This is a genomic window from Pseudomonas fjordensis, from assembly GCF_976987115.1.
Genome location: NZ_OZ336860.1, coordinates 3,764,565 through 3,784,224 on the forward strand (window position 1 = coordinate 3,764,565; position 19,660 = coordinate 3,784,224).

The following is a 19,660-nucleotide window of genomic DNA, read 5'->3' on the forward strand; positions in this document are numbered from 1 at the left end:
AAGTATTTATGACCGACCCCAAGCGCGGCGCCTTCAAAGGTTTGCTCGCATTGCTCAGGCCCTTTCGTACCATCGTGACGGTCTCCGTCGCCCTTGGCATGGCGGGTGGCCTGGCCATTACCTTGCTGCTGGCGACGATTAACACTGCGCTGCATTCGTCTACCGGCATGACGCAAGGTGTGATTCTGACCTTCGCTGCGCTGTGTGCGCTTGCCCTGGTCAGCTCGATCGTCTCAGATATCGGCACCAACTACGTCGGCCAACGCATCATCGCCGCACTGCGCAAGGAGCTGGGAGAAAAGGTGCTGTCAGCACCTATCGAACAAATCGAACGCTACCGCACCCACAAACTGATTCCGGTGCTGACTCACGACGTCGACACCATCAGTGATTTCTCCTTTTCTTTCACCCCGCTGGCCATCGCCAGTACGGTGACTTTGGGCTGCCTGGGATACCTGGCGTACCTGTCGGTGCCGATGTTCCTGATGATGATCGTGGCGATTTTAATCGGCACGTCCGTGCAGTACGTCGCACGCTCTGCTGGGATCAAGGGTTTTGAAGCAGCTCGCGACCAGGAAGATGAGCTGCAACGCTACTACACCGCAATCGCCTCTGGCGCGAAGGAGTTGCGCATTCACAGGCCTCGCCGCTACCGGATGAATACCCATCGAATCCAGGCTACCGCTGATCGCATCAGCGATATCCAGGTTCGCTCGGTGAACATCTTCATTGTGGCCAAGACCTTCGGCTCCATGCTGTTCTTCGTGGTCATCGGCTTGGCGCTGGCGTTCCAGGCGTATAACCCAAACCCCGACCCGGCTGTGATTACCGGCTTTGTGCTGGTACTGCTGTATATGAAGGGACCGCTTGAACACGTGGTCACCGCCTTACCGATCGTCAGCCGCGCGCAGATCGCGTTCTCGCGCATCGCTGAATTGTCCGACCGCTTTTCGTCGCCCGAGCCGCATTTGCTGCTCGAAGACAGCGAAGCACCAAAACCGGTGGTCCACAGCCTGGAACTGCGCGACGTAAGCTACAGCCCTCCCCCCGTGGAAGGCAGCGAGCCGTTCCACCTGGGACCTGTCAACCTGAGCATCAAGCAAGGCGATATCGTGTTTATCGTCGGCGAGAACGGCTGCGGTAAAACGACGCTAATCAAGCTGCTACTGGGGCTTTATCAACCGCAGTCGGGCGAGATCCACCTTAACGGCGAGGCAGTGATCGCTCCTACCCGCGACGATTACCGCCAGTTGTTTACAACAGTGTTCGCCGACTATTACTTGTTTGACGACCTAGTTCAGGGCGGCGGGCAGCAATCGATGGACAGTGCGGCCCAATACCTGGAACGCCTGGAGATTGCGCACAAAGTGACCATCAAGGACGGCTCATTCAGCACCACCGACCTGTCCACAGGGCAACGCAAACGTCTCGCCTTGGTCAATGCCTGGCTGGAAGAGCGTCCGGTACTGGTGTTCGATGAGTGGGCTGCAGACCAGGATCCGGCTTTCCGGCGAATCTTCTACACAGAGCTGTTGCCGGATCTCAAGCGCTTGGGCAAGACCATCATCGTCATCAGCCACGACGATCGCTATTTCGATATCGCCGACCAACTGGTGCGTCTACGCGCGGGCAAGGTGGTGCCTGAAATGGAACCCGCTTGAATTTTTTTTCCGGTTTACTGAAGGAGGAACGTCCCATTAAAGTTAATGAGAACCAACCTCAATAAATACCTATAATCTGCTAACCAAAAATACAGAAGTGAACGCATCCATGTCAGTACGACTCGGTCTCAGCCCCCTGAGCAAAGCGCTGTCCATGCGACGGGCCATGAGCTTTAACTTGAAACCCTGTACGCTTGCCCTTGCGATCTCCCTGCCCATCGCCGGTTACGTACAAGCCCAAGAGATCGACGTCAACATTCCAGCCCAGCCACTGGGAGCGGCGCTGCAGGAGTTTGGCCGCCAGACCAATCTGCAGGTGCTCTACAGCCCGACGGATGTGCAAGACAAAAGCAGCAATAGGGTAAAGGGCAAGCTGGCACCGACCCGGGCTATCGCCGCCCTGCTCCAGAACACCGGCGTCAGTTACGGGCTGCAGGGCACTACCATCACCATTACGGCCCGTGCCAGTGAATCTTCCACGCTGGAATTGGGTGCAACCCAGGTTAGCGCCAACCAGTTGGGTACGGTGACTGAAGACTCAGGCTCCTATACGCCGGGCACTATCGCCACCGCTACGCGAATGGTACTGACCCCACGAGAAACACCTCAGTCGATCAGTGTTATCACACGCCAGCACATGGATGATTTTGCGCTGACCTCTATCGATGATGTGATGCGTCATACGCCAGGCGTCACTGTATCGAGGCTCGACAGCGAGCGGACCCAATACTTCGCACGTGGGTTTTCGATCGAAAACTTTCAATATGACGGCATCCCAACCCTGCGTAACGCGGCTTATTCGTCTGGCCAGACCCTGACGGACATGGCGATCTACGACCGTGTTGAAGTACTCAAGGGTGCCAATGGCTTGTTGTCCGGCGCCGGGGCCCCCGGGGCAACGCTCAACCTGATCCGTAAAAAGCCAACCAAGGACTTCAAGGCCAGCCTCGAATTGGGGGCGGGCAGCTGGGATAACTACCGTTCCCAGGTCGACGTCAGTGGGCCACTCACACAAAGCGGCAATATCCGCGGCCGTGCGGTGGCTGCTTATCAGGACAAGCACTCGTTCCTGGACCACTATGAACGCAAAACCAACGTGTATTTCGGCACGATTGAAGCCGATCTCAGTGAAGATACCCTGCTGACTGTCGGATTCGATTATCAGAACAGCGACCCATCCGGCGCAGGATGGGCAGGCAGCCGTCCGTTGTTTGACCGTAGCGGTAACCGCATCGACGTAAAGCGTTCGTTTAACAGCGCTGCCAAGTGGAGCAGTTGGGAGCAGTTCACCCAAAGCGCGTTCGCCACGCTGGAGCACCAATTTGCCAATGACTGGGTGGTCAAGGGCCAATACACCCATCAATTCAGTGGTTACGACGCACAGATGGGGTCGATCCAGACAGGCCCATTCGTAGCCACCGGCATGTCGACGCTTTATGCGAACAAATTCACCGGTGATACCCGCGCCGATTCCGGCGATATTTACGCCAGCGGCCCGTTCAGCTTGGGTGGTCGGGAACACGAACTCGTGGTGGGCGCCTCTGCGTCTAACTCCCACTGGAAGGGCAAAAACTACGCCAACCCGATTCACGCCAATGGACGAATCGTCGACTTCTGGAACTTCGACGGTGATTTCCCCAAACCCGACTGGGGCGCAGTGACCCAGAGGTTCGATGAAACCACCCGACAAACTGCCGGCTACGCGACTGCACGCTTGAACCTTACCGATGATTTTAAAGTGATCCTCGGCAGTCGCGTGGCCAATTATTGGTTGACAGGCACCAGCGACAGTACGGAAGCCGGCAAACTGATTCCCTATATCGGCGCCACTTACGACCTCAACGACAACTTTACCGCCTACGCCAACTACACCGAAATCTTCTACCCACAGACGGCGCGCGACCGGGACAACAAGGTACTGGAACCCGATGAAGGCAAGAACTACGAACTCGGTGTGAAAGGCGAGTTCTTCGACGGTGGGCTGAACACCAGCCTGGCCTATTTCGAAGTGCATGAATCCAACCGCGCGGAATCTGACACCGAATACAACGCCAACCCGACCAACCCAGCGATCAACGATGCCTCCAGAGGCATCAAAGCCAAGACCAAAGGTTTCGAAGCCGAGCTGTCCGGTGAACTTGCACCTGGCTGGCAAGCCCAGGCGGGCTATACCCACAAGGTCATCCGGGACGAGCACGGTGATAAAGCGTCAACCCTGGAACCCCAGGACCAGATCAGCTTCTTTACCACGTACAAGCTCAGCGGCCCGCTGGACCGCTTGACCATCGGCGGCGGCGCTCGCTGGCAGGGTAAAACCTGGCAATCGGTCTACAACAGCGCGAAATCTCGATCCGAAGACGTTCGCCAGGAAGCCTACTGGGTGGTCGACGCCATGGCCAAATACCAGTTCACCGACAAAGTCTCCACGACACTGAACGTCAACAACCTGTTCGACAAGCATTACCTCACCAACATTGGCTTCTTCAACACCGGCTATTACGGCGATCCGCGCAATGTCATGCTGACCACTCGCGTGGACTTCTGACTCCGGCGCTGCCGTTCGAGCAACCCAACCCCCGCTAATCGGCGTAATGCCGTTCAGTTAAGGCTTTTTGTAGGAGCGAGCTTGCTCGCGAAAAACTCACAGGCGCCGCGTTCAATCAGGAAACACGCGTTATCGTTGAGGTTCTTCGCGAGCAAGCTCGCTCCTACAAAGGGCGATATACGCTTAAGTGAACAGCATTACGCCAATCGGCGGGGGTTTTGTTTGGCCCCGCCAAACCTGGTCACTATCTGAGACTGCAAGAGAAACACCGGTACGAAGCCGGTGTTCCAAGCCCGAACGCCAGGCCTCACTTGCGTATGACGCGCTTTACCGCGGATACAAACGAAGCGATGAACTCAGGGTTGTGGACGATCTTGTCATGGGTCGTATCGATCACCACCGAAGCCTCAACCCCATGGCCAATGCCTGCTTCAAGCGCCGTGCCAATAACGTGGCGATCCACTTCGGACTTGCTTTGAGCGGCCCACCAACAGCTCACTGGCGCGGCAATGCTCACGTAGTCGGCCTCTTTCAATCGCTCATCCAGCGCAAGTTTCAAAGCCCATGAAACATCCAGCTCTCCACCCTGCTGCAACTCACTGCGCAGGCTGGTGAACGTCTCGCCCAGGAACGAATCGGCCCACTCACAGAACATCGCCCACTGTTGATCAGCTGTGGCGCCGCCGTGCTCGACATCCCGCCAGGCATGGGCAATGGCCTGTGCAGCATCAGGGAACATCACCGCCAGCAATGCCACACGCCGGTCCACTAACGTATCGCTGATTGCCGCTGGCTCGGCAATGGGACTCAAGGATTTTTCCCTTTCCCAGAACGCCGTGACACGCAAGGGTGGAGGCGCATCGATACACCCCACAAACGCGACTTCGGCGCCCTGCTCTTCCAGGACCGCCGCCACCTGCAACGCCAGATTGCCTCCCAGCGACCAACCTCCGAGGTAATACGGCCCCTGCGGCTGAGCCACCTGAAGCTGCCGGGCATATTCGTCGACCATCGCATCCCAGGTCGGCACTTCGCTCAACGGATCAACCAATGCACGGCAAATGACGCCGCGTACCGGCATCTCCAGGCGCAGCGCCATGCCGATGGCTTTATAGCAGTGTGCCGAACCGAAGCTTGGATGAAACAGGAACAATGACGGGACACCCTGATGGCCGTTCAGCTCAACAATCAGCGAATGATGAACCCCATCCGGTGCATCGCTTGCCAGAGCCCTGACGGTGGGGCGTGTCATCAGTTGGTTGACCGTGAGCACCAACCCGCAGTGAGCAGCCAGGCGTTCTTTCACCACCAGAAGCAGCAACGAGTGCCCACCCAGCTCGAAGAAGTTATCGTCAAGGCCCACACGCTCAACACCCAGCACTTGCTGCCAAACCTGCGCCACCTGTTGTTCCAGCGCTGTGAGCGGCGGCGCATAGTCGCGGTGCTCTGTACCCGCTTCAGGACGCGGCAGCGCCTTGCGCTCCAGTTTGCCGTTGGGGCTGAGCGGCATTTTCTCCAACAACACCCATTGGGCGGGCACCATAAAGGCCGGCAGGTGGATTGATAAATAGCCGGCAAGGGCTTCACGCCACTGAGGCACAGTCTCGTCAAGTACCACATACCCAACCAGTTGAGTGCCATCGAGCGCCACGACTGCCGCTTCACGTACCAGTTGATGTTCAAGCAGGCGTGCCTCTATCTCACCCAGCTCGATGCGCAGGCCACGCAGCTTGACTTGATGGTCGATACGCCCGGCGTATTCGATCACCCCATCAGGGCGGTAGCGCGCCAGGTCGCCGGTACGATACATCCGCTGCCCCACCCCGAAAGGGTTCGCGACAAAACGCTCGGCCGTCAACGCAGGCCGACGGTGATATCCGCGCGCCAGCCCTTTCCCCGCCAGGTATAACTCGCCGAGCACGCCGACGGGTACAGGCTCCAGGTTAGCGTCCAGTACATGGCAACCCAGGTTTGCGATGGGTTCGCCAATGGGCACGGCATCTTTGCCCTCATCGACACAGGTCCAGTGGGTGACGTCGATGGCCGCTTCCGTGGGGCCATAGAGGTTGTACAACCGGGTCTTGGGCAGCTTCGCAAATACCTGGGACTGCGCGTCGACGGGAAGTGCCTCACCGCTGCAAATGATGCGCTGTACACTGGTGCAACGCCCCACTTGGCCGTCCTGCAAGAAGGCTTGCAGCATCGACGGCACGAAGTGCAACGTCGTGACACGTTCGCGCACGATCAGGTCGACCAACTTTCTCGGATCCCGATGATCGTCGGGCAGCGCCACCACCAATCGGGCGCCGCTGAGCAAAGGCCAGAAAAACTCCCACACCGACACATCAAAGCTGAACGGTGTCTTCTGCAGCACGGTATCGCTGGCGTCCAATGCATAGGCTTGTTGCATCCAAAACAAGCGATTGGCCAGGGCTGAATGACTATTTCCCGCGCCTTTAGGCTTGCCGGTCGAACCCGAGGTGTAGATCACATAGGCAAGGTTTTCACCGCCGACCGCCACGTCGGGGTTCACCTGGCTGTATGCACTCAGCCAGGCGTCATCAAGATCCAGGTCAATACGCACCACATTGTCGGCCGTCGGCAGATTCACGTGCGACTGGCTCAACAGCAGCTCTACCGCACTGTCCTCAAGCATGTAGGCCTGACGCTCCTGGGGATAGTGCGGGTCCACAGGCACATAGGCGCCCCCGGCCTTGAGGATGGCTATCAAGGCCACGACCATCTCAACGGAGCGCTCCATCGCCACGCCCACCAGACTATCGGGGCCGACACCGTAAGCGATCAAGGCATGGGCCAGGCGGTTTGCGCGATGATTCAAGGCCGCATAGGTCAATTGTTCTGTGCCAAACACCAGGGCAGGCCGGTCCGGAGTACGTTCGGCGTGCTCTTCAAAGCAATGATGCACCTGCTCGAGAGGGTAATCAGTGGCGGTCGCATTCCAGGCATCGACCATCTGCCAACGCTCTTGGGCATCCAGCAGTGCCAGCGAATTGACCGAAGCGTGCGGCGCCGCAATCATTTCATTCAATAGGCGCTGCCAGTGATGCGCCATGCGTTCGATGGTTGTGGCCTCGAACAGGTCGGTCGCATAGCCAAATGAAGCCTGGATACTCGAACCCTCCTCGCAGACATTCAAGCTGAGGTCGAACTGCGCCGTGCGGCTTTCCCACTCCAACCCTTCCAGTATGAGACTGGATGCCTGTGCCTCGCTGTCGCTGCCGGCCCCTCGGTTCTGATGATTGAACATCACTTGGAACAACGGGTTGTAACTCAAGCTACGCTCAGGACGCAGTGCTTCAACCAACTGTTCAAAGGGTAAGTCCTGATGCGCCTGGGCCTCGAGTACCCGCTGACGAGCCTGGCGCAACAGCGTCAGAACAGTGGTGTGCTCGTCGATATCGGCTTTCAACACCTGGGTATTGACGAAGAACCCGATCAGACGCTGCGTCTCCACCCGGTTACGGTTCGCGGTCGGCACACCTACACGGATATCCCGCTGCCCGCTGTAGCGATACAACAGCGCCTGGAAGGACGCGAGCAGCAACATGAAACTGGTCGCCCCCTCGCGCTGGGCCAGAGTTCTGACACCCGCAGCCAGTGCGTCATCCAGTACCAGCTCCAGGGACGCGCCGCGATAGCTCTGTACAGCAGGACGCGGGCGATCCAACGGCAACTCCAGTACGGGTTGCTCACCACCGAGCAGCTTGAACCAGTATTCCAGTTGCCGCTCCTTCTCCCCTGCTTCCATCCAACTGCGCTGCCAGAGGGCGTAGTCTGCGTACTGGATCGGCAAGGCGGGCAAGTCAATCCCATGTCCATGGCTGAGAGCGGTATACGCCTGCACCACTTCTTGCACCATGACTTGCATCGAACCGCCGTCGGAGATGATGTGGTGCTGCACCAGCACCAACACGTGCTCCTCCTCGGCCAGGCGCAGCAACGTGATGCGTAACAGCGGGCCTTGTTCAAGATCGAAGGGGCGCGCAATCTCTTGTTCAATCCGCGCTTTGAGGTGGCCTTCATCGATCTCCTCAGGTGCCAGGACGATCGAAAATCCTGGCAGCACCGCCTGCTGCGTGACCTCACCGACCCGTCGAAACCGCGTGCGCAAACTTTCGTGTCGCGCGATCAGGTACTCAAAACTCTTCTGTAGCGCGGCGATATCCAGGCGTCCCTTGAGTCGCAAGGCACTGGGAATATGATAAGCGGCACTGTGCGGGTCCAACTGCCAGAGGAACCACTGACGCTCCTGGGCGTACGAGAGCGGCAATGCAGCCGCTTCAAGCCGCACTTGCGGAATAGGCAGGTTCGCGGGGGAAACACCCTCCTGCAACATCCTCTGCAGATAAACCTTGCGCTGCTCCAGCCCCAGGCCGATAAAGCGCTTCATGATTTTCTGAGCCATCTGGCTATCCATTACACCTCCTCCATTTCGTCGAGGAGCGAATCCAGGAACGACAATTTTTCTGTACTGACACGGGTGCCCTGCCCCTGCAGGTGGTCTGCTAGCAGTTTGAACTGAGCATGCTGGAACAGCTCATGCACGCTGATCTTCACCCCCAATTCCAACTGAATGCGTGACATCACATTGATCACCAATAGCGAGTGCCCGCCCAGCTCAAAGAAATTGTCGTTGAGGCCTACCTGTTCGACGTCCAGCACGTCTTGCCAGATCCCTGCCAACTGTTTCTCAAGATCGCTTTGAGGTGCTACATACTCGCTCTGCGATACTTGGTTACCAGGCTCGGGCAACGCTTTGCGGTCCAGCTTTCCACTGGGGCTCAACGGCATGCTGGGTAGGCGCACGAAGTATTTGGGCACCATGTAGTCCGGCAGTTGTGCCTGCAGGGCGTCGCGCAGTGTCTGGTTGTGCTCGGGTTCGTCAGAGGCCGACGGCTGGGCAACGTAGTAGCCAACCAATTGGCCGCCGCCGCTGCCCGAGCGCAGAATCACTTCGGCGTGCGCCACTTGTGCCTGACGCAGCAGCAAGGCGCGCACTTCCTCCAGCTCCACACGGAAGCCGCGAATCTTGATCTGCTGATCCAGGCGTCCCAGGTACTCCAAGGCGCCATCATCCCCCCAGCGCACTCGGTCGCCTGTGCGGTACAAGCGCCCTCCCGCACTGCCGAATGGGTCGGCAATAAAACGCTCGGCCGAAAGCCCCGCACGCCCGAGGTAACCGCGAGCCAAGCCTTCTCCGCCAACGCACAATTCTCCGGCAACGCCGGCAGGCACCGGGTTCAGGTCACCGTCCAAGACCCGACAAACCACATTGCCCAAGGGCCGGCCGATCGGCGAACGCGCGCCGTCCTCCAAAGAGCATGCCCACCACGTTGCATTGATCGTCGTTTCAGTCGGGCCGTAACGGTTGTGCAGCTCAACGGCCGGAAGGGTCCGCAGGATCTGATTGCGCAGTTCAGCACTCAGCGCTTCGCCACCAGAGAACATTCGGCGCACATGCACGCACTGCGCAACACCCGGCGTGTCCATGAACAGCTGCAGCAACGAGGGGACGAAGTGCAACGTGGTTACGCCGAATGCCTGGATCAACTCCATCAGGCGCACCGGGTCCCGGTGTTCGCCCGGCGCCGCTATCACCAGCCGGCTGCCGCTGATCAATGGCCAGAAACACTCCCATACCGATACGTCAAAACTCATCGGGGCCTTTTGCAGCAACACATCGTCGGCCTGCAAATGGTAGGTTTCCTGCATCCACGCTAGACGTTGTGCCAATGCGTCATGGGTCACCCCCACCCCTTTAGGGTTGCCAGTGGTGCCTGAGGTGTAAATCACATACATCAGGTTCTGGCCGCTCACTGCAACCTGCGGATCGGCATCGCCGCCGGCACTTAACCAAGCTTGATCACCGTCCAGGCTCAGGCACTGCACGCCTTCAGCCGGCGGTAGGTCCAGGTCCGACTGAGTCAGCAGCCATTTAACGCCACTGTCCTTGAGCATGTAGGCGAGGCGTTCTTGCGGATAGTCCACGTCAAGCGGCACGTACGCGCCGCCAGCTTTGAGAATCGCCAGCAAACCCGCCAGCATGTCGAACGAGCGCTCCAGCGCGATACCCACCAGCGAGTCAGGACCCACGCCTTGTTTTATCAATCCGTGCGCGAGGCGGTTGGCGCGCCGGTTCAACGCATCGTAGGTCAATTGCTGGTCGTCAAAGATCGCTGCGATTGCCTTTGGCGTACGGCGTACTTGCTGCTCGAATTGGTGCTGGACAAGACTGTAAGAGCCGCTATTGACCACTCCATTGCCTTGCGCCATCAGCGCCCGGTGCTCCGGCGCTGTCAATAGCGTCAATTGCGCCAGCGCCTCCTGCGGCCTGGCAACCATTGCCATGATCAGATGCAGTAAATGTTGGTGCAGGCGTTCAACCGTAGTCGCCGCAACTTGGCCAAGGTCATAGGTGTAGTGCAGGCTAAGCGTTTCACCGGAACCGACGGCAATCGACAAGGGGTAATGCGTCTGCTCGCGACTCTTCACCTCGCCGAACCGAACCCCCAGCGGGGCACCCTGCTCCAGGACCTCTGATACCGGATAGTTCTCAAACACCAGAATGGTGTCGAACAACGCCTCACCGCCCAATCCGGCCAGGCGCTGTAGCTCGAACAACGGCGTGTGCTCGTGCTCGCGCAATGCAAGATTCTGTCGCTGGACTTGCTGCATCCATTGCGCCGCGGTCATGTCTGGCCGAGGTGTTGCCACAACCGGCAGTGTATTGATGAATAAACCGACCTGCTGCTCCACGCCGCGCAGGTCCGCGGGACGTCCCGAGACGGTGGCACCGAAGGCCACGGTGTCCTGCCCGGTGTAGCGTTGCAACAGTAATAGCCAGGCCGATTGCACCAAGGTGTTGAGCGTAATCTTCTGCCCCTGGGCAAATGCTTTTAGCCTGGTCATCTGCGCCACTTCCAGCTCATGCGCGTACTCCCCAAGGTACGATGCAGTCTGCTCCGTGTTGCGCGGCAGTGCCTGGAACAACCGTGTCGGTTCGTCCAGATTGACCAGTTGCGTCTTCCAGAAGGCTTCGCGCAGGGTTTTATCCTGGGACTGCACCCACTCGATGAAGTCGCGGTAGCGCGTGAGCTGAGCTTGCGGAGTCACGCCTGCGTAACGCTCCAGTACTTCGCCGAGCAGCTGGGAACTGCTCCAGCCATCCATCAAAATATGGTGGCTGGTGTAGATCAACTGACAACGCTGCGGCCCGGTGTGGGCCAGTGCGATACGCACCAGCGGCGGATGCTCCAGGTTGAAACCTTGTACGCGTTGCGCGTCGGCCAGACGGTCCAGCATTTGCTGCTGCCCGGCGCCCTCAGGACATTCGGTTTCAATAAACGGCAACTGCACGTGGCGATGCACGACTTGCAATGGATGCTCCAGGCCGCCCTGCCAGATAAAGCCAGTACGCAGGATGTCATGGTTATCCAACGCAGCCTGCCAGGCATCGCGAAAGCGCGGAACATCCAAACCATCTACGTCCACGCGCATCTGGTTAACGTAATCACCCGCCTGCGGTTCATACAACGCGTGAAACAACATGCCTTGCTGCATGGGCGACAACGGATAGACGTCTTCGGCGCCCGCCAATTCGAACTGCTCCAGTTGCGCTTGAGTGAGCGCGGCCAGCGGGAAGTCGGACGGCGTCGCCCCCTGATGGGATGACAGGCAGCAATGCTCGATCAGTTGCTTGAGTTCTTGTGCATACGCGTCAGCCAACCGCTGCACAGTGGCTTCACTGAACATTTCACGGCTAAAGCTCCAACTCAGGTTCAGCTCACCGCCGTAGACCTGGCCGTTAATCTCCAGCCAGTTACCCAACTGGGCCTGTTCGCTTTGTTCAGGCCCAGCCTCCTCGCCCGTCGGAGTAAAAAAGGCCCCCGTTGCATCCTCTTCGAAGGTCCCGTCGAACTGGCCCAAGTAGTTGAACGTAATGCGCGGCTGTGCCAGCCCGCTCAACACCTGCCGAGCATGATTATCACCCAGGTAGCGTAGCGCGCCGAAGCCGATGCCTTTGTCCGGCACCGCGCGTAACTGCTCCTTGATCCCCTTGATCGAATCCGCAAGGTTCGCCGCCGGCGTCAACGCCAATGGGTACATACTGGTGAACCAGCCGACAGTGCGGGTCAGGTCCATATCGTCGAACAGATCTTCACGGCCATGGCCTTCCAATTTGACCAGTAGCGAATCACTGCCTGTCCAGCGGGTAATCACGCGGGACAAGGCGGTCAACAGCAAATCGTTGACCTGTGTGCGATACGCCGCTGGCGCCTCTTGCAAGAGACGACGGGTAAAGGACTGATCCAGGTGGGTGGTCACAGAAATTGCCAGCGCGTTATTCAGGCCACCCTGCGGGTTGTCGCATGGCAAACCGGCATCGGTGCCCTGCAATTGTGTTTGCCAGAATCGCAGCTCTTCCTGCAATGCCGGGCTCTGTGCATGGGCCTGCAAGCGTTTTGCCCAGGCCTGGGTTGAACTGGTCTTGGCCGGCAATGCAATTGCCTGCCCGCTTTGACGCTGGGTATAGGCGGTCTGCAGGTCCTCGAGCAGAATGCGCCACGAAACGCCGTCCACCACCAGGTGATGGATCACCAGCAATAGTCGTTGGGACGCATCCGGCAACTCAACCAGCACCGCACGCATCAACGGTCCTTGCGCCAAGTCCAGACTGCGTTGTGCCTCCCGGCCTAGAGACTCAAGCGCCCCAACAGTTTCCAAGTGCCTGTGCCAGAGCAGATCGCCGTATGAGGCTACATCGCGATACTCAGCCTTCCAATGGCCCGATAACTGACTGAAGCTCAGGCGCAATGCGTCGTGATGCTCGATCAACGCCAACAACGCAGCGTTCAAGGTCGCTTCATCCAACCGTGTACCGGGGCGTAGCACCACGGACTGATTCCAGTGGTGACGTTCGGCAATGTCTTCCTGGAAAAAGTACTGATGAATCGGCAACAGCAGTGCTTCACCCGTGGCCAAGCCTTGCTCGATGATGAGCCCCTGCCCACCTGTCTGAGCGACGGCCGCCAGGCTCTGTACCGTTTGATGCTGGAACAGATCCTTGGGGGTGAAGCGAATACCGATCTGTCGGGCACGGCTGACCACCTGGATCGAGATGATCGAGTCGCCGCCCAACTCAAAGAAGTTGTCATTCAACCCCACACGTGGCAGGCGCAGTACATCGGCCCAGAGGCTGGCAATCTGCTGTTCCAACCCATTCTGTGGCGCCACATACACCTGCTGCAATTGGCTGGCATCCGGCTGTGGCAAGCCTTTGCGGTCGAGCTTGCCGTTGGGCGTCAGCGGCATTTGTGCCAGAAACATGAAATGCGCCGGCACCATGTAGTCCGGTAAGCGAGCCTTCAGTACACGACGCAAGGCATCACGGAACTCAACCTCGTTAGCTTGAGTGGCGGCAGGCACCACGTAGGCCACCAGTTGCTTTCCATTCGGCCCCTCTTGGGCGACCACTACGGTTTCGCCCACGCTGTCCTGTTCACGCAGACGCGCTTCGATCTCACCCAACTCAATACGGAAACCCCGGATCTTCACCTGATGGTCAACACGCCCCAGGTAATCCACCACGCCATCCGCACGCCCACGGGTCAGGTCGCCGCTGCGATACACGCGGCTGCCCGGTTTGCCGAACGGGTCCGGTACGAAACGCTCGGCAGTCAGTGCCGGACGCTCCAGGTAACCCCGGGCCACGCCCTCACCGCCCAGGTACAGCTCGCCGGCCACGCCGATGGGTTGCAGGTTCAGTTGCGCATCCAGCACGTAGCCACTGCGGTTGCCCAACAAGGTGCCGATGGGCGCGTAGACGGCGCCACATGGGTCGCCTTTACGGGCCTTCCACAGCAGCGGCGTAACCACGGTTTCGGTCGGGCCGTAGCCGTTGAACAGGTATTTGGGTTTCAGCGCGCGCCACGCCAGGTCATAGCTGGCTTGAGCAACGGCATCACCACCAAAGCAATACACCCGCACCGGCGGTGGGTTGCCGTCGCGCTCGGCGTGTTCGGCCAACTGTTGCAGGTACACCGGCGGGAACACCGCCATGGTCACGTTGTGGCGATGCATCTGCTCGTAGGTGTATTCCGGCAGCCATAGGCTGTCATCACGGATCAACACGCTGGCGCCGTTGATCAGCGGGTGCATCCAGCCTTCGTGGGAGCCGTCGAAGGCAAACGACATGAAGTGCAGTTCGCAATCGCTTGGTGAGGTTTCATAACGCTCGCCAGTGGCGATGATATGCGCCACCAACGGCCCGTGGGACACCGCCACGCCCTTGGGCAAGCCGGTGGAACCGGAGGTGTAGATCACGTAGGCGAGGTTGTCGCCATCCAGCGCCACATCCGGCGCTGTATCGCTGTAACCGGCCCATTCTTCGGTGCGATCAATGGCCAGGGTATCCAGGCCCTCGGGGACCGGCAGCTGCTGCAACGCACGGCTGTGGGTCAGCAGCAATTGCGCACGACTGTCTTGCATCATGTACAGCAGGCGATCACGTGGGTATTCGATATCCAGCGGCACATACACGCCTCCGGCTTTCATCACCGCCAGGAACGCCACCATGCTCTCGGCACTGCGCGGCATGGCGATGGCCACCCGCACTTCCGGGCCGACGCCACGGGCAACCAGGGCATGGGCCAGGCGGTTGGCCTGGCGATCCAGCTCGCCATAAGTCAGGGTTTGCGCGTCGAATTTCACGGCGATTGCTGCCGGATTCTCATGGGCACGGTCGGCCACCAGCTCGTGCACCAGGCGCTGGGCCGAAAAGCCTGAGTCGGTACGATTGCAAAGCTGCAGGATATGCTGCTGCTCGTCGACACCGAGCAGGTTCAACTGGCCAATCGTCTGCTGCTGATCGGTAACCAACGCCCGCAACAGGTTTTGCCAATGACGAGCCATGCGTTCGATGGTGGCAGCGTCAAACAGATCGGTGCTGTAACCCAGGGAGGCCCAAAGCCCGTCACGGCTGTCATGAGCATCCAAGTCCAGATCAAAGTGAGCCGTGCGGCTTTCCCAAGTGAGGTTTTCAAAACGCAGTTGCGTGAATGTCGGCGCATCGACGGTGGGTCCGTCGGCCTGGTAATTGAACATCACCTGAAACAGCGGGTTGAGGCTCAGGCTGCGCTCCGGTTGCAACGCCTCCACCAGTTGCTCGAACGGCAGGTCCTGATGAGCCTGGGCTTCCAAGGCGCGCAGACGTACCTGAGCCAGTAACTCGCGCACGGTGGTATGCCCGTCAATGTCAGCCTTGAGCACTTGGGTATTGACGAAAAAGCCGATCAGACGCTCGGTCTCAACCCGGTTTCGATTGGCAATCGGCACGCCGACGCGGATGTCTTGCTGGCCGCTGTAACGATGCAAGAGGGCTTGGAAGGAAGCCAGCAGCAGCATGAACATCGTCACGCCTTCAGCCTGGGCCACCCCTTTAAGGTCTGCAGCGAGCGTGGCCGGCAGCAACACCTCCAAACGTGCACCACGATGGCTTTGCTGGGCCGGACGCTGATGATCGAACGGCAACTCAAGGACCGGCTGTTCACCGCCCAACAAGTCACGCCAATAGCTCAGTTGCCGCTGCTGTTCCCCGGCCTCCATCCAGTCGCGCTGCCATAGGGCGTAGTCGACGTACTGGATCGGCATTTGCGGCAGCTGCAGGTCCCGGCCTTGGCTGTAAGCGGCGTACAACTGCATCAGCTCCTCGACCATGACTTGCATCGACCAGCCATCGGAAACGATATGGTGCTGCACCAACACCAGTACATGTTCCTGCGCAGACAGGCGCAGCAAGGTCACGCGCAACATCGGCCCCTGCTGTAAATTGAACAGCCGTGCGATCTCCGCTTCGACCCGCATTTGCACATCGGCCTCTTCCACCTCGGCCAACACGATAGAGACAGGGGCGCACGCTTGAATGACCTGCACGGCCCCCTCGTCCGTCTGCTGCACATGTGTGCGCAAGCTTTCGTGGCGTGCCACCAGGGCATCAAAACTGCGCTGCAAGGCAGCAATATCGAGTTGGCCGTGCAGGCGCAATGCGCTGGGGATATGGTAAGCAGCGCTGTCAGGGTCCAGTTGCCACAGGAACCATTGGCGCTCCTGGGCATATGACAATCGCAACGGCTGATCACGATTGGCCACTCGCATCGGCGGCGCCGACGGCGCTGCGTGCGCCGTGTCAGCCACCACGCTGGCCACAAAGCCTTGCAGACGCGGCTGCTCGAACAGGCTGCGCAGCGGCACATCACGCCCAAACAACTGACGCAACTGCGAGATGACTTGCATCGCCAGCAACGAATGCCCACCCATTTCAAAGAAATGGTCCGTCAACCCCACTCGCTCGACGCCCAGAATCTTGGCCCATACGGCCGCCACTTGCTGTTCCAGCGCAGTCACCGGTGCGACCCATGCCTGCTGTAACTGGCTGGCATCCGGTTTGGGCAGGGCTTGGCGGTCGAGCTTGCCGTTGGGGTTGAGCGGCATGTGTTCCAGGAACATCAGATGCGCTGGCACCATATAATCAGGCAGTTGCTCGCGTAGCACGCGTTTAAGTGCGTCGGCGTCTTGGGGGTCGGCCACCAAATAGGCAACCAGCTGGTTATCGGCCGCCAGAACCAGGGCTTCACGCACGCCCTTTTGGGTTTGCAATAGCGCTTCGATCTCTCCAAGCTCGATGCGAAAACCGCGAACTTTTACTTGGTGGTCTACCCGGCCTACATACTCGATAACACCGTCAGCGCGGTAACGCGCCAGGTCGCCGGTGCGATACAGACGAGCGCCGCCGCCACCCAATGGGTTAGGCACAAAGCGTTCGGCGGTCAGCGACGGGCGGTTCAGGTAAGCACGGGCCAGGCCGCATTGGCTGGCGATATACAACTCACCTACTGCACCCAGTGGCGCCAGGTTCAGGTCGCGGTCCAACACATACAACCCACGGCCCGGCAGCGAGCGGCCAATCGGACTGGCTGTGCCAACGATGTCTTCACCCGTCGTACAGTCCAGTACGCTTGAGACCACGGTGGCCTCGGTCGGGCCGTAGGTGTTGAGCAGCCGTACATGCCCCAGACCAGCTTTCAACCATTGAGCCGGGCCTTCCAGCGGCATCGCTTCGCCACCAATATGGACCTGACGCAGCGCGCCATACGAACGTGGCCCCGCCGCCAGGCAGTCAAGCAGGAACAAGTTCCAATAGGCTGTCGGTAAGTCTGCCAGGGTAATGCCTTGAGCGATGATTTCAGCATACAGACGTGCGCTGTCCCACAATTGGGCGCCACGCAAGACGACGGTGGCCCCATGGGTCAATGCCGGGTAAAGCTGCTCGACGAAGCCATCGAAGTTCAGGGTCGAGAATTGCAGCACGCGATCATCAGGCACCAGACGGGAATAATCGGCGGCGATGCTGGAAAACTCAGTCAGCGCCGCATGATTGATCGCCACGCCCTTGGGTTTGCCGGTGGAGCCGGATGTGTAAATCACATAGGCGAGGTTCAGTGGGTCCACTGTCACCTGCGGGTCATTTTGCGCACAGCGTTGCAACGCCTCTTCGGCGCGATCTATGTCCAACCGTGCAACATCACCAGGCAACGCCAGCTGCTGCGTGGAGTGGCTCAGCACCAAACGTACATCACTGTCTTGCAGCATGTGCAAAAGGCGCTCGCGTGGGTATTGCGGATCGAGTGGCACATACGCACCACCGGCCTTGAGGACCGCCAACAGGCTAATGATCATGGCAAACGAGCGCTCTACCGCGACCCCAACCATCACCTCGGGGCCGACGCCCTTGCCGATGAGGTAGTGGGCCAACTGGTTGGCCTGGCGATTCAACTGGGCGTAGGTAAGCGACTGATCGTCAAGGCAGAGCGCGACGGCCTGCGGCCGCTGCTGCGCCTGCACTTCAAACAAGCTATGAACACAGCTTGCAACTTCTGACGCGGCGGCGCTGTTGTTCCAGTCGCCCAACAGTTGACGCTGCTCTTGACTGGCCAGCATCACCAGCTGGTCGATACGCTGCTGCCCAGCATTGGCGAGCGTATGCAGGAGCGTTTGCCAGTGCAGCGCCATGCGTTCCACGGTGGCCGGTTCAAACAGGTCGGTGGCGTAAGTCCATGAGGCGCAGAGTTTTTGATCGACTTCCTCGGTGTCCAGGCTGAGGTCGAACTGCGTACTCTGCTCTTGGAACGACAGCGCCTGCACGGCCAGGCCCGGCAATAGATGCCCGCCACTGGATGCGCGCCCCTGGACCTGGTGATTGAACATCACTTGGAATAAGGGGTTATGGCTCAGGCTGCGCTCAGGTTGCAACGCCTCCACCAGTTGTTCGAACGGCAGGTCCTGGTGGTTCTGAGCCTCCAGCGAACGCTGTTTGACCTGGGCCAGCAACTGACTGAACGTCATCTGCCCATCCATATCAGCCTTGATCACCTGGGTATTGACGAAGAAGCCGATCAGGCCCTCAGTCTCGCCACGGTTTCGGTTGGCGTTAGGCACACCCACACGGATATCGGATTGACCGCTGTAGCGATACAGCAAGGTTTGGAACGAAGCCAGCAACAGCATGAACAGGGTGACGCCCTCGCGTTGCGCCAAGGCCTTGAGGCTGGCGGCCAATGCAGGCTCCAGCACAACATCATGGCGTGCGCCCCGGTAACTCTGCCGGGCTGGGCGCGGATGATCCAAAGGCAACTCCAGCACCGGTTGCGCGCCACCCAACTGTTGGCACCAATAAGCAAGCTGACGCGCTTTCTCTCCGGCTTCCATCCAGCTGCGCTGCCACAGGGCATAGTCGGCATACTGGATCGACAACGGCGCCAACTGACACTCAAGGCCTTGGCTGAAAGCAGCGTAGAACTGCATCAGTTCTTGCACCATGATCCCCATTGACCAGCCATCCGAGACAATGTGGTGCTGCACCAGCACCAGCACATGTTCGCATTCGCTCAGATGCAACAGGCTCAGCCGCAATAACGGACCGTGCCGCAAATCGAATGGCCGCATAATTTCTGCCTGCACATTGGCCTGCAACTGCGCTTCGTTCACAGCGCGCTCAGCCATCTCTATGTGCGCATGTTCCAGTACCACTTGGGAGCGGCTTTCGCCGTCCAGATTCAAGCGCGTACGCAAGCTTTCGTGGCGCGCCAGCAAGCTGTCGAAACTGCGCTGCAACGCCTGCTTGTCCAAACTGCCGCTGAGGCGCAATACGCCAGGAATATGGTAAGCAGTGCTTTCTGGGTCCAGTTGCCAGAGAAACCACTGGCGCTCCTGGGCATAGGACAGCGGCGTAGCCTGGCCGGCCTCGCGCACCGAGGCAATCGGCAGCTGAGCGAAACTCATGCCCCGGGTTTGCAGGCGCTGATAAAACTGCTGGCGCTGCTCCAGAGGCAAGCGAAGAAAGCGCGACACCAGGTCGATATTTGGGTTGGAAAGCATG

The 19,660-nt window shown here is 59.2% G+C and carries 4 protein-coding genes; 2 read left to right on the plus strand and 2 right to left on the minus strand.

The genetic code is table 11. The features are described 5' to 3' along the window. The first annotated feature begins 8 nt into the window (after positions 1-8). Entirely contained in the window at positions 9-1,661 is a 1,653-nt protein-coding gene (locus tag ACWHXD_RS16820; protein WP_138761567.1) for a cyclic peptide export ABC transporter, read from the plus strand. A gap of 154 nt (positions 1,662-1,815) precedes the next feature. Next, the gene (locus ACWHXD_RS16825; RefSeq protein WP_138761689.1) at positions 1,816-4,206 is read left to right on the plus strand and encodes a TonB-dependent siderophore receptor; all 2,391 of its coding nucleotides are present in this window, start codon (positions 1,816-1,818) and stop codon (positions 4,204-4,206) included. A 307-nt stretch (positions 4,207-4,513) separates the two neighbouring features. Here ACWHXD_RS16825 and ACWHXD_RS16830 read toward each other — a convergent pair whose 3' ends face one another. Continuing rightward, positions 4,514-8,644: a non-ribosomal peptide synthetase gene (locus tag ACWHXD_RS16830; protein WP_138761568.1), complete on the minus strand. Its 4,131-nt coding sequence runs from the start codon at positions 8,642-8,644 to the stop codon at positions 4,514-4,516. Beyond that, on the minus strand, positions 8,644-19,659 hold the full coding sequence (locus ACWHXD_RS16835; RefSeq protein ID WP_138761569.1) for a non-ribosomal peptide synthase/polyketide synthase: 11,016 nt from the start codon (positions 19,657-19,659) through the stop codon (positions 8,644-8,646). The genes ACWHXD_RS16830 and ACWHXD_RS16835 overlap by 1 nt, the downstream gene beginning before the upstream one ends. Position 19,660 lies beyond the last annotated feature (1 nt).

What these genes read in the sequence shown, in the direction of transcription:
- ACWHXD_RS16820 (WP_138761567.1), top strand. Translation starts at nt 9, where the DNA reads ATGACCGACCCCAAGCGCGGCGCCTTCAAAGGTTTGCTCGCATTGCTC.
- ACWHXD_RS16825 (WP_138761689.1), top strand. Translation starts at nt 1,816, where the DNA reads ATGCGACGGGCCATGAGCTTTAACTTGAAACCCTGTACGCTTGCCCTT.
- ACWHXD_RS16830 (WP_138761568.1), bottom strand. Translation starts at nt 8,644, where the DNA reads ATGGATAGCCAGATGGCTCAGAAAATCATGAAGCGCTTTATCGGCCTG.
- ACWHXD_RS16835 (WP_138761569.1), bottom strand. Translation starts at nt 19,659, where the DNA reads ATGCTTTCCAACCCAAATATCGACCTGGTGTCGCGCTTTCTTCGCTTG.